Origin of the sequence: Acetobacter farinalis (assembly GCF_011516935.1) — a bacterium.
GTDB lineage: Bacteria > Pseudomonadota > Alphaproteobacteria > Acetobacterales > Acetobacteraceae > Acetobacter > Acetobacter farinalis.
In genome coordinates this window covers 53,715-66,316 of record NZ_WOTF01000006.1, presented here as the reverse complement: position 1 = coordinate 66,316, position 12,602 = coordinate 53,715, and the positions used below count along the sequence as shown (strand labels likewise).

Sequence of the window (12,602 nt, the reverse complement as noted above, 5' to 3'; positions counted from 1 at the left end):
AGGCGGGCTGAATATTCAGCCCGCCTCCCTTTTAAACACTATTCCAGAAAAATAGATTTCTGAAAAGGCCTTATAAAAAGTCTTTATGAAATAAGCACAGTTTTATTTGCTGCTTTTCCAGGCAGAGAGAATGCTGGTCTTCACAGCCTGCGGCAGGGCCACATAATCCAGCTTCTGTGCCGTGGCATCGCCTTTTTCAAAAGCCCAGGTAAAGAACTTCTGCACGGCTGCGCCACGTGCTGCGTTTTTCGGCGCAATCGGGGTCAGGACATACGTGGCGGACACAATCGGCCATGCGCCTTTACCAGCCGTATCAAGCAGGTTCACAGCAAAATGCGTTGCGTGCTGCCAGTCTGCGGCTTCAGCAGCGCGGGCAAAGCTTGCCTGATTCGCGGCAACGTCATCCCCTGCGCGGTTATGCAGCTTGACTGTCGTCAGGTGGTTGCGGCTGGCATACGCATATTCAACGTAGCCAATTGCACCTTCTGTGTTCTGCACGGTTGCTGCAACGCCATCATTCCCGCGGGCACCCAGGCCACCGGGCCAAGAGATGGAGGTGCTGGCACCCAGAGAATCGTGCCAGGAGGCAGAGGCACCGGCCAGATAAGAGGTGAAGACAAACGTGGTGCCGGAACCATCTGCACGGTGCACCGGAGCAACGGGCATATCCGGCAGGCTGACGCCCGGGTTCAGCGCGGCAATTTTCGGGTCATTCCACTGGGTGATTTCACCAGCATAAATACCAGCCAGCACAGCGCCGCTCAGGCGCAGTGTATCAGCCTTCATGCCCGGAATGTTCACAACAGGAACAATGCCGCCCATAACGGTCGGGAACTGGAACAGGCCTGCGGATTCAATTTTCTTTGCATCCATCGGGGCGTCAGACGCACCGAAATCAACCGTTCCTGCCAGAACCTGATTCTGCCCAGCGCTGGAACCGACGCTCTGATAATTGATCGTGACGCCAGCAGCAGTTTTTGCGGTTTCACCCCAGGCTTCATAAATCGGGGCAGCAAAGCTTGACCCAGCGCCCGTGACGCTTTCGGCCCGGGAGGCGCTCGGCAGTGCAGCGGTCAAACACGTTGCAGCAAGCAGACACAGAGCAGGCCTGAAGGAAAGACGCATTTCGGTTTTATCCCTGGACATCATAAATAACGACGCAAATCGCCACGTCGGGGACGAACCTTAATGGCCTTTCCACTTTTGCGGGATGACATGTTCAAGACTGTTTTATGACTCTTTTATGACAGTCTCTTTTGTGGCAGGCGGTTTTGTGACAGCCGCTGCCGGCAGCGGCACACACGGCAGCCAGATTTTGCAGGTTGTGCCTTTACCCACCGTGCTTTCTACAAGAAAGCGCCCGCCATGACGGGTTACAACATGCTGGACAATGGCAAGGCCCAGCCCACTCCCTTCCACTGTGGCCGCTGTTTTGGGCACACGGTAGAAATGCTCTGTCAGCCGCGGCAGATGGCGCGCCGCAATACCAGGGCCGTTATCCGCCACACTCAGCACCACACCCGGCCCGGCAGGCCAGTGCGGGTCTGGCTGGGCGGACTCGCAGGAAACCGTGACCTGCAGGGTATGCGCCTCACTACTGCCTTCGGGCTGGGTGCCGTATTTGAAGGCATTTTCAATCAGGTTGATCAACACCTGCACAAGCTGCCCGGTATCGGCGGCAATGCACACGTTCGGGTCCGGCACGGGGCGAAGTGTCAATTTTGCCTTTTTCAGACGAAAAAGCCCTGAAGACTCCGCCTTCAGCCGAACAAACAGCTCTGTGAGCGTAACCGTGCCACGAGGCCGCTGATGTTCCAGCCGCTGCACGCGGGAGAGGTAAAGCAGGTCATCCAGCATATGCTGCATCCGCTTTCCCTGCGCCGCCATAATGCCCAGAAATTCCTGCTGGGCTTCCGGGTCATCCGCCGCGGGGCCTTGCAGGGTTTCCACAAACCCCATCAGGGCTGCAAGCGGTGTCCGCAATTCATGGCTGGCATAGGCCACAAAATCCGTATGCTGGCGCTCGGTATTATCCGCTTCCGTTTCATCATGCAAAGCAACGAAAACCAGCGGGAACACCGGGCGCTCCAGAGCCCCATTCCGGCTACGGGACTCGGAAAACAACGCACCAGAGAGCACGTGCTGCTGAAAATAGGCCCGGATAACCCGGTGGTGCGGCACATCCAGCACGATCCGGGCTGTTGCTGAGCGGACGTCTGTCCCCGGTTTTTTTTCTGCAAGGCGATCAAGCGCTGTCTGAAAAGCCGGATGGCGCTTGATGCTGCCCAGATTATCGTCAAACAACTGGTGCGCTTCCGGCGAGGCAAAATGCAGCCGCCGCTCCGCATCCAGCACCAGCGTGGCGGCGGGCAGGCAGGCCATGACCTGCTCCACCACAGCCGGCACAGGTGCCCTGAAGGAGGAGACGCTGTCTTCCTGATGATATTCGGGAACCACAACTTTTTCAGGACGGAGCCGCGTGACAAGGAGGCTGGCGGTCACCCCGCTGCCTACCAGCATCCCGGCCACTGCAAGCAGAGCCTCATGCATCACATGGCGCTCCGCCAGGAAACAGCGTGATCAGTCCTGTGGCATATCAAGAGCATAGCCCCGGGCGCGAACGGTTCGGATAAGATCTTTCTCGTCCTCTGCATTCAGCGTCTGCCGCAGCCTGCGAATATGCACATCCACTGTGCGAAGCTCCACACAGGAACTCCGCTCCCACGCCTGTTCCAGCAATTCCTCACGCGAGAAGACCTGCCCGGGGTGCGTCATCAGAAATTCCAGCAGCCGGTATTCCGTTGGCCCCAGCGGCAGGTGCCGCCCGTTCCGCTCGACCTTGTGCGCAACACGGTCCAGACTCAGGGAATCAAATTTCAGGACGTTGCCCGAAGGCGGCAGCCGCCGCAGCATGGCCTTCACACGGGCGAACAGCGCTTCCATGCCGAAGGGTTTGACCAGATAATCATCCGCGCCAATTTCCAGCCCGCGCACACTATCTGTCTCCTGCCCGCGTGCGCTGAGCATGATGATAGGAATGGAGCGGGTTTTAGGCTGCTCTCTGAGTTGCCGGCACACTTCCAGCCCTGAAATGCCGGGCAGCATCCAGTCCAGCAGAATCAGGTCAGGCGCACGACGGCTGATCTGGTCAAGCGCGGTATGGCCATCGCCCGCCAGACGTACGTCATACCCCTGTTTTTCAAGGTTATAGCAGATCAACCGGGAAAGTGCGGGATCATCCTCAACGACGAGCACGCTTGCATTGTGTGTCATGAACACCCCATAGCGATTCGGGCGCAGAATAAGCGCGCCACCCGGAAGAAAACAACTGGTGTCATAAAAGTTACACACTTCAGACCCACCGGCCCCGGCTCTCCGCCGCTTTTTTCAAAACCGGGCAGCGCTTCCATTTCCGTGAGCCGAACGGCATGGAACTGGCCATCATGCAGGCGGACTGAAGGCCCCAGCACGCAGCAGAAACGAAAAGACCCGCATCGTCTCCCCCTGAAAAACTCCGGAAGAGCTGTTTCAAAAGGAGAGACTCAGCGGGCCCTGAAACCGACCAAGGACTGGTCGATTAAGGACTGGTGTTCACTCAGTCTTCAAACGGGTCACGCATCAGGATGGTGTCATCACGGTCCGGGCTGGTGGACAGCAGGGTGACAGGAGCCCCAACCAGCTCTTCAATCCGGCGGACATATTTGATGGCCTGTGCCGGAAGATCCGCCCAGCGCCGTGCGCCGTGGGTGGTTTCTTTCCAGCCTTCCATGGTTTCAAAAATCGGCTTGATCCGGGACTGAGCCGCCGGGGAGGACGGGAACCGGTCCGTTTTCTTCCCGTCCAGCTCATAGCCGATGCAGATACGGATTTCGTCCAGACCATCCAGCACGTCCAGCTTGGTCAAAGCCAGACCATTCACCCCCCCCACGCGCACGGCATGGCGGACCAGAATGGCATCAAACCAGCCACAGCGGCGCGGGCGGCCTGTCACGGTGCCGAACTCATGCCCGCGTTCACCAATCTTGCGGCCAACATCATCAAACAGTTCGGTCGGGAACGGCCCTTCACCCACGCGGGTGCAATAGGCTTTGGCAATGCCCAGCACGAACCCGGCAGCATTCGGCCCCATGCCCGCCCCGGTGCCGGCATTGGCGGCCACCGTGTTGGAACTGGTGACGAACGGGTAAGTCCCGTGGTCCACATCCAGCATAACCGCCTGAGCGCCTTCAAACAGGATACGGCGGCCACCACGGCGGGCTTCGTCCAGAATGTCCCATGTCGGGGCCATGAACGGCAGGACCTTGGGGGCAATGTCCGTCAGGAAGGCCAGCAGGTCTTCCTTTTTGAACGTTTCGGCACCCAGCCCCGCCAGCAGCGTGTTGTGGTGCAGCAGCAGTTCGTCCAGCTTCCAGTCCAGCGTTTCCGGCTCGGCCAGGTCACACAGGCGGATGGCGCGGCGGGCTACCTTGTCTTCATAGGCCGGGCCGATACCACGGCCTGTGGTGCCGATCTTGCGGTCCCCACGGGCGGCTTCACGCGCACGATCGAGCGCGCCATGCACGGGCAGGATCAGCGGAGCGTTTTCTGCAATTTTCAGGGTGTCGGGGGTCACGATCAGACCCTGTTCCTTGATCCGGCCGATTTCCGCCAGCAGCGCCTGCGGGTCCACCACCACGCCGTTCCCGATAATGCCCAGCTTGCCGCTGACCACGCCGGACGGCAGCAGGGAGAGCTTGTAAACCTGATTACCCACAACCAGCGTATGCCCGGCATTGTGCCCGCCCTGAAAGCGCACAACAATGTCTGCCCGGCTGGCCAGCCAGTCTACAATCTTACCTTTGCCTTCATCGCCCCACTGGGCGCCGATCACCGTGACGTTGGACATAAACGGTCTGCTCCTGGAAAATCTGCCTGAAAAATCTGCTAACGGGCCTGTGTGCCTCTTGAGCGGGAGAGATCAGTCAAGCTCTGTGCATGTTGCACCGGAAAGAATGTGGCTGCACCCCAAACGCCGCGCCTCGGCCCGATCATGCTCCGGGCCTGCGCGATACGGGGCCTCCGGCGGCAGGGCTGCCAGCGTGGCACACCCTTCCGCGCGCAGGCGCGCCGCAGCCTGCGGCTGTGCATCCGGGGCAAGATAGATCCGCCGCATGGCCTGTGCGGGCGGAATGGCCCGGAACAGCACATCCGGCCGGAATGTCAGCCCGCAGGCCGGTTCATTCTCATTGGAAAGATACCGGCCACCGCGCCCGAGTTCTTCCGCACGCCCCACGGCAAACAGCGTGACACACACGCCGGTATGATATTTCCAGCCCCGGAATTCGACTGGATCGACCGTCAGGCACAGATCAGGCTTCACGTGACGAAGCGCGGTAACCGTTGCGGCCAGACGCTCACTGAACGCCCGTGCGCGAGGCGGCAGGCTGATATGGGCAAGCTGTTCAACAGCCTGTTCCGCCGGGCCGGCAGCGCGCAGCAGTGCAATCAGTGTTTCAGCCACGGCACCGCCCAGTTCCGCCACGGCAGCGGCATCCTTGCGGTCCAGCGCCCGCATGAGCGCCGGGCGCACAGCGGCGGAAATACCGGCTTCTTCCAGCAGCGCCGGAACAAGCGGCGGCATGGTCAGATCAAACGAGACATCTGGCACGCCAAGCCGGGCCAAGGCTTCCGCCCCGACAGCAACAACCTCGGCATCGGCCTGCGGGCTATCCGGGCCGATCAGCTCGATACCCGCCTGCATGATCTGCCGCCCGCTCTCTTCCGCCGCGGCAGGCATGACCACCACGCACGTTCCGGCATAGGACAGACGCAGGGGCCGGGGGGCGGCGCCAAGCCGAGTCGCGGCCATACGGGCGATCTGGGGGGTGATATCGGGCCGCAGGACCATCATCTTGCGGGTATCAGGGTCCATCACCCGGAAGCTCTGTTCCGCCAGAGCCGCTCCGGCTCCCGCCAGCAAGGTCTCTTCAAACTCCATGAGCGGCGGCCGTACACGGTCATACCCATGCGAAGCGAACACGCCCATAAGCGTAGCAACCCCCTCTGCCTCGGTACGGGCATCAGGGGTCAGGAGATCAACAAAACCAGCCGGCAGCAAAGCCGGGCTAAAGGGCGGGTCATCCGTCATGCTTCGGCCTATAGCACTGCATGCCGCGCCCGTCATGCCCGGAAACCCGCACTTTTTTTAACAGAACTCACCCTTGTGGAACGCCGGGCAGCGTCTCCCACCCCGGCCCGATGACAGTCATGACCCGCCGCCCCATGCCATCGGCCCGCAGGACGATGATATTCCGGTCTTCCAGCCATTCCAGAAGCCTGCGGGCCCGCCCCTGTGAGGCCGTGCCGTAAACTCGGGCAATTTCCGCATCAGAGGGGCACGCCTGACGGCTGATGGCCGCACGCGCCAGGAACAGGAAAACGGATTGCAGGTCTTCCGGCAGGGCATTGGCCAGAGCCTCCGCCTGCTGCCAGTCGTCCGAGGCCACCATATCCTCACTCACGCCGCTCCGCGCCGTGGCCAGAGCACGATTAAAGGCTTTCAGGTCCAGCGCGTTACGCCCCAGCCCGGCAATGCGGCAGCGCACCAGAAAATCCTGATACAGCACGGCCGCGGCGCGGAATGAGGTTTCATCATCCGCCAGTATATCCCGCAGGATTGCGTTCATGCGGGCCTCACGCTCCGCCTGATCTTCCGACGATTCTTCCGGCTGCTCCTCCTGCAGGACAGCAGCCTGTGCCTCACCATGCGCGGCAAGCTGGCTCAGCAGGTCCGGCTGCGGCGTGACGGGGGCCTTTCTGGGGCGCGCCAGCGTTTCCGAAACAGGCACCGGGGCCAGAATAAGCTCATGCACCGGGGCGGAGGGCGGCTCGAAGGGCGTCAGCATCGGGCCGGCGGAGCGGCTTTCCGTTTCCACCGCGCCCACGCGCACCGGCACCGGCCTGCGGCACATGGCTGGCCCCAGCGCCACAAAGGTTCCCCGAGGCAGATCCCGGAAGGCTTCGGCCTGCCGCCGCTCCATTCCCAGCAGGTCCGCCGCACGGGCCATATCGATATCCAGAAAGGTGCGGCCCATCAGAAAATTGGAGGCTTCCGCCGCCACGTTCTTGGCCAGCTTGGCCAGACGCTGTGTGGCGATAATGCCTGCCAGACCGCGCTTGCGGCCACGGCACATCAGATTTGTCATGGCCCCCAGCGAAGCACGGCGTGCTTCATCAGATACCTCCCCGGCGGCGGCGGGGGCAAAAAGCTGGGCTTCATCCACCACCACCAGCACGGGGTACCAATACTCACGCGGGGCTTCGAACATGCCGCCCAGAAAGGCCGCGGCCCATTTCATCTGCTGGTCTGCATCCAGACCTTCCAGATTGAGCACAACGGACGCCCGATGCCTGCGCATCCGCTCACCCGCGGCATGCAGCGCCATTTCCGAACAGGCTGCGCCATCAATCACCAGATGGCCGAATTTCTCGGCCAGACTGACAAAATCCCCTTCCGGGTCAATAATCGCCTGCTGCACCATGCGCGCCGACTGCTCAAGCAGACGCCGCAGAAGGTGCGATTTTCCAGACCCGGAATTGCCCTGCACAAGAAGGCGGGTGGCCAGAAGCTCGGCAAGGTCCATCTGTGCCGGACCACCACCGGACACATCCCCCATCACAATCATATTGTTATTCGGCATGGTACTGCTCATAGGGGCTTCCGATACCCCTCCGGATGCTTATCCCGCAACCATGCAAGCGCCCCCTGTGCCGCCAGCCGCCCGGTTGCGAGACATGCATGCAGCAGATAGCCGCCGGTTGGAGCCTCCCAGTCCAGCATTTCACCTGCTGCAAAAACACCGGGCTGCGCACGCAGCATCAACCGCTCATCACACGCGGCCTGCGCAATGCCCCCTGCGGTGGAAATAGCGCGCTCCAGCGGCTCCGGCCCTGTCAGCCGCACCGGCAACGCCTTGAGTCGGGCCGCCAGAGCGGGAGTGGACACCGGAACAGGCCCGGCCTCCCGCAGCAGCGCCACAGCCACAGGCGGCAGGCGCAGGGCCTTGCGCAGCTTGTTGGACAGGCTCTCACGCGGGCGCACGGCAGCCAGCCGCTGTGTCAGCTCTTCCACCGAAAGATCGGGCCGTAGGTCACACAGCACCTCCGCCACACCATGATGCGCCAGATGCTCCCGCAGCGGGGCGGACAGCGCATAAAGCGCGCCACCTTCCAGCCCTTTTGCGGTAACAATCACTTCCCCCCGCACCGTCTGACCACCAAACGTCAGCGAGACCGGCTTGAGCGGCGTTCCGGCGAACCTTTCCCGCACAGCCTCCGGCCAGTCTGTCTGGAAACCACAGTTTGCAGGCCGTAGGGGCGAGAGCGTAACCCCGCGCGCTTCCAGCAGCGGCACCCAGCCTCCATCACTCCCCAGACGCGGCCAGCTTGCCCCGCCAAGCGCCAGAATGACGGCATCAGGCGCTGAAAACACAGCGGGGCTGTGCGATGCGGACGCGGCATCCTCAGACTGCGGATGCGAAAAGGTCAGATGTCCGGCGGCATCCCAGCCTGTCCAGCCTGTGCGGGTGTGCAGCACCACACCCTGCGCACGCAGGCGGGCCAGCCATGCCCGCAAAAGCGGAGAAGCCTTCATGGCCTTGGGGAAAACACGGCCGGAAGAGCCGACAAAACTTTCCTGCTCCAGCCCGCTCATCCAGTGCCGGATATCCTCCACTGTCCACGCGGCAAGTGCCGGAGCAAGCCATGAGGACGCCGCGCCATACCGGCTGAGGAATTTTTCTGAAGGTTCGGAATGCGTGATGTTCAGCCCGCCACGACCGGCCATAAGAAACTTACGGCCCGGACTGGGCATATGCTCCACAACCTGCACCGCGCAGCCTGCGGCGGAAAGATACTCCGCCGCGGCCAGCCCGGCAGGCCCGGCCCCGATTACAACAACACGGAACGGACTGCTCATGCCCGCGTGGCAGACCGCAAGGCTGTCCGCATGAAAGCTGCTTTACGGAAAAAAAGACGAGTCATCCCGCCTTTTTCTCCCCGGCCCGCACGGCAGCAGCCAGCGTTTCAATCTGCCCCAGCACGCGCGGCAGGGTCTGGTCTGTTGCCTTGCCGGTGCTATCCAGAGTTTCCGCCAGCGTGGCCAGCAGGGCAGAGGCCACCACAGCGCCATCCGCAATTCCGGCAGCCGTTGCGGCCTGCTCCGGCGTGCGGATGCCAAAACCGATGGCCACCGGCAGATCCGTCGCGGCGCGGATGCGCGCAAGAGCCGACTGCAATTCCGCAGCACTGGCTGTCCGTGTGCCGGTAATACCGGTAATGCTCACATAATAGACAAAGCCGGACGCATGGGAGAGCACATACCGCAGGCGCTCATCCGGCGTGGTGGGTGCCACCAGACGGATAATGTCCAACCCGGCATCCTGCGCGGGCTGCTCCAGAATATCGGCTTCTTCAGGCGGCAGATCGACCAGAATCAGGCCATCAACCCCGGCTTTGGCCGCATCCGCACAGAAACGGGCATGGCCGTATGCTTCCACAGGGTTCAGGTAGCCCATCAGAATGATGGGGGTTTCCTGATCTTCCTTGCGGAAAGCCGCGATCATCTCCAGCACGCCCGCCACAGAAGCCCCGGCCTTCAGCCCCCGGATGGCGGCGAGCTGAATAATGGGGCCATCGGCTGACGGGTCGGAGAACGGCATGCCGACTTCAATCAGGTCCGCCCCGGCAGCGGGCATGGCCTTGAGCAGCGCCAGAGAAGTTTCAAGATCCGGGTCGAACGCTTCCAGATAGGGGATGAGCGCACCGCGCCCCTGTGCGGCCAGTGTTTTGAAGCGGGCGGCAATACGGCTCACAGTTTTACTCCCAGATGCTCGGCAACGGTGAAAATATCCTTGTCACCCCGGCCTGAAATATTGATGACCAGCAGCGTCTCTTTCGGCAGTGTGGGAGCAATCTTGGCCGCATGGGCAATGGCGTGGGCGGATTCCAGCGCGGGAATAATCCCCTCCGTGCGGGTGCAGAGCTGGAATGCCTGCAGGGCTTCATCATCCGTGGCCCCGACATACTCAGCGCGGCCAATATCACTCAGCCAGGAATGCTCCGGCCCGACACCCGGATAGTCCAGACCGGCACTGATGGAATGGGCCTCTTCAATCTGCCCGTCCGCATTCTGCAGCAGGTAGGTGCGATTACCGTGCAGCACACCGGGGCGGCCACGTTCAATGGAGGCCGCTGTCCTGCCGCTGTCCAGCCCGCATCCTGCGGCTTCAACGCCAATCAGCCGGACGGAGGCGTCATCCAGAAACGGATGGAAAATCCCCATCGCATTGGAGCCACCCCCAATGGCGGCGACAATCACATCCGGCAGGCGGCCTTCCTGAGCCAACATCTGCTCTCTGGTTTCCTCGCCAATCACGCTCTGGAAATCACGCACCATGGCAGGATACGGGTGCGGGCCGGCCACGGTACCCACCAGAAAATAGGTATCCGCAACGTTAGCCACCCAGTCGCGCATGGCTTCGTTCATGGCGTCCTTCAGCGTTCCGGCCCCGGAGGTCACCGGCACGACCTCGGCCCCCAGCAGACGCATGCGAAACACGTTGGGCTTCTGCCGCTCAACGTCCGTGGCCCCCATATAGACCACGCATTTCATGCCAAACAGCGCGCAGACGGTAGCCGTGGCCACGCCGTGCTGCCCGGCTCCGGTTTCCGCCACAATGCGGGTGCGGCCCATGCGGCGGGCCAGCAAAATCTGCCCCATGACGTTATTCAGCTTGTGAGAGCCGGTATGGTTGAGCTCTTCGCGCTTCATGTAGAGTTTGGCGCCGCCAAGCTCTTCCGTCATGCGGCGGGCAAACCAGAGCGGGCTGGGCCGCCCGACATAATCACGCAGGTAGAACGCCAGTTCCTTATGAAAGGCCGGGTCTGCCTTGGCAGCCTCATACGCCTCATTCAGCTCCAGCAGCAGCGGCATGAGGGTTTCCGCGACAAACCGCCCGCCATAGAGGCCGCCAAAATGGCCGCGTGCATCCGGGCCATGCCGGAGGGAATTGGGGTGTGCGGCCTGTGTGCTGTGCCGTTCTGCCTGATCTGCCATGGCTGGTTCCGCCGCTCCTGATCTTTGCGCGTTATGCTGGGTGCTCCCGCTGCCCCGGAAAGCAGGAGTCTGGCTTACCAGAAGCCACAAGCCCTTGCACAGGGGCCGCCTCCCCTAAATTTTGCACGTCAGGGTGCCGCAAACCCGAAATCCGCCCGCCGGAAAAACCAGCCCAAGCCTAAGGCACGGCAGCCCCTTTAAACCACTGCTTGTCAGCCCTTGTCCGCTCGGGGCATGGTCTTGCAACGCAAGACCCAAGCATGATGCAGGCGACGACACCCCAAGGAGAGGCTGAATGTTTCTGGCCCACACGCCCGGAGCCCCGGCGCGGGCAATCGAGAGTGAGGCCGATGCCGACGGCGTAGCGTGGATTGACCTGCTCAACCCCACCCCGCAGGAGCAGGCGCTCGCAACCCGCATCTGTGGCCAGCCTCTGCCCACGCTGGATGACCTGAATGAAATTGAGAGTTCCTCGCGTATCAGCGTACGCAACGGAGCCGCATTTCTTTCAACGCCTCTTCTCAAGAAAATCGGGACAGAATTCCAGACCTCTCCCGTCGGCTTTATTCTGACCGCCGAGCGGCTGCTTACCATCCGCTACCAGCCCTACCCCTCCTTTGAGACTGTCGCCCAGCTTGTGGCGGAGCACACCCTGCCCTCTACTGCTCCCGCGGCAGTGACAGCCCCCACCCCGGCGTCCGAAGCAGCACCAAGCCCTGCGCCGGGCAGGGAGAGCGCACCCGGCCAACCTCATGAAGCACAGTCCACCCCGGGCACGGCGCACAAGGGACCCGCTCCCGCATTCATCGGCCCCGGAGACATTCTGGTTGCGCTGATTGAAACAATCGTGGACCGGCTGGCTGATATTCTGGAGAGTTTCGGCACGTTGCTGGACAAGCTTTCTCTGGACATTTTCAGGCGGAAACAAAGCAAGCCGCCTGTCCGGAGCATCGCCGCCCGGCAGCGTGACCTGCTGGAACGTGTTGGCGCTTCGGGTGACCTGTGTTCTCGCTTGCGGGATTCCCTGCTCGGGCTGGAGCGCATCACCATTTTCCTGAGCGAAAGCAAAAAGGACAGTCTGGCCCTTGCCTCCGGCCTGCCGCTGACAAGCCGTCGCCTCGATACCGGCAACAGCACCCTTCCCGCCGAGAACGCTCCCTATGCGCTCTCCGGTGCCTTGCGCGCCCGCATGGCAACAGCCAACCGCGACCTGTCCTCCCTGAGCGATTACGTCTCTCAGGCAACAAGCAAAGTAGAATTTCTGCTGGATGCCACGTTGGGCTTTATCAGTATTGAACAGAATGGCGTGATGAAGGTGCTGACTGTTGTCAGCTTTATTGGTGTGGCCCCCACCCTGATTGCCGGGGTGTATGGCATGAACTTCAAGGATATTCCCGAACTGAACTGGTCCTTTGGATACTGGTATTCTCTGGGCCTTATGGCGGCCTCCATCGTGCTGCCGCTCCTGTGGTTCTGGCGCAAGGGCTGGCTGGGCGGCATCAAATAA

The 12,602-nt window shown here is 61.8% G+C and carries 10 protein-coding genes; 1 reads left to right on the top strand and 9 read right to left on the bottom strand.

Features of this window, described 5'->3' with window-relative positions; genetic code table 11:
- Positions 1 to 102: 102 nt before the first annotated feature.
- The 9 genes from pstS to trpB form a co-directional block, all read right to left on the bottom strand.
- On the bottom strand, positions 103 to 1,125 hold the full coding sequence (pstS, locus tag GOB82_RS07860) for a phosphate ABC transporter substrate-binding protein PstS (RefSeq protein ID WP_166121851.1): 1,023 nt from the start codon (positions 1,123 to 1,125) through the stop codon (positions 103 to 105).
- Positions 1,126 to 1,230: 105 nt separating this feature from the next.
- Entirely contained in the window at positions 1,231 to 2,550 is a 1,320-nt protein-coding gene (locus GOB82_RS07855) for a sensor histidine kinase (protein ID WP_166121849.1), read from the bottom strand.
- Between the two features lie 30 nt (positions 2,551 to 2,580).
- Entirely contained in the window at positions 2,581 to 3,273 is a 693-nt protein-coding gene (gene phoB, locus GOB82_RS07850; protein ID WP_166121847.1) for a phosphate regulon transcriptional regulator PhoB, read from the bottom strand.
- A 322-nt stretch (positions 3,274 to 3,595) separates the two neighbouring features.
- A complete protein-coding gene (locus GOB82_RS07845; protein ID WP_166121845.1) occupies positions 3,596 to 4,885 on the bottom strand; it encodes an adenylosuccinate synthase in 1,290 nt (429 codons plus the stop codon).
- A 72-nt stretch (positions 4,886 to 4,957) separates the two neighbouring features.
- Entirely contained in the window at positions 4,958 to 6,163 is a 1,206-nt protein-coding gene (locus GOB82_RS07840) for an ATP phosphoribosyltransferase regulatory subunit (RefSeq protein ID WP_166121843.1), read from the bottom strand.
- A 31-nt stretch (positions 6,164 to 6,194) separates the two neighbouring features.
- A complete protein-coding gene (locus GOB82_RS07835; RefSeq protein WP_166121841.1) occupies positions 6,195 to 7,691 on the bottom strand; it encodes a helicase HerA domain-containing protein in 1,497 nt (498 codons plus the stop codon).
- The gene (locus GOB82_RS07830; protein ID WP_166121839.1) at positions 7,688 to 8,956 is read right to left on the bottom strand and encodes a TIGR03862 family flavoprotein; all 1,269 of its coding nucleotides are present in this window, start codon (positions 8,954 to 8,956) and stop codon (positions 7,688 to 7,690) included. Before GOB82_RS07830 ends, GOB82_RS07835 begins: the two co-directional genes overlap by 4 nt.
- Positions 8,957 to 9,017: 61 nt before the next feature.
- Entirely contained in the window at positions 9,018 to 9,851 is an 834-nt protein-coding gene (trpA, locus tag GOB82_RS07825; RefSeq protein WP_166121837.1) for a tryptophan synthase subunit alpha, read from the bottom strand.
- The gene (gene trpB, locus GOB82_RS07820; RefSeq protein WP_166121835.1) at positions 9,848 to 11,095 is read right to left on the bottom strand and encodes a tryptophan synthase subunit beta; all 1,248 of its coding nucleotides are present in this window, start codon (positions 11,093 to 11,095) and stop codon (positions 9,848 to 9,850) included. Before trpB ends, trpA begins: the two co-directional genes overlap by 4 nt.
- Before the next feature lie 295 nt (positions 11,096 to 11,390).
- Here trpB and GOB82_RS07815 point away from each other — a divergent pair, with 295 nt between their 5' ends.
- Entirely contained in the window at positions 11,391 to 12,602 is a 1,212-nt protein-coding gene (locus tag GOB82_RS07815; protein ID WP_166121833.1) for a magnesium transporter CorA family protein, read from the top strand.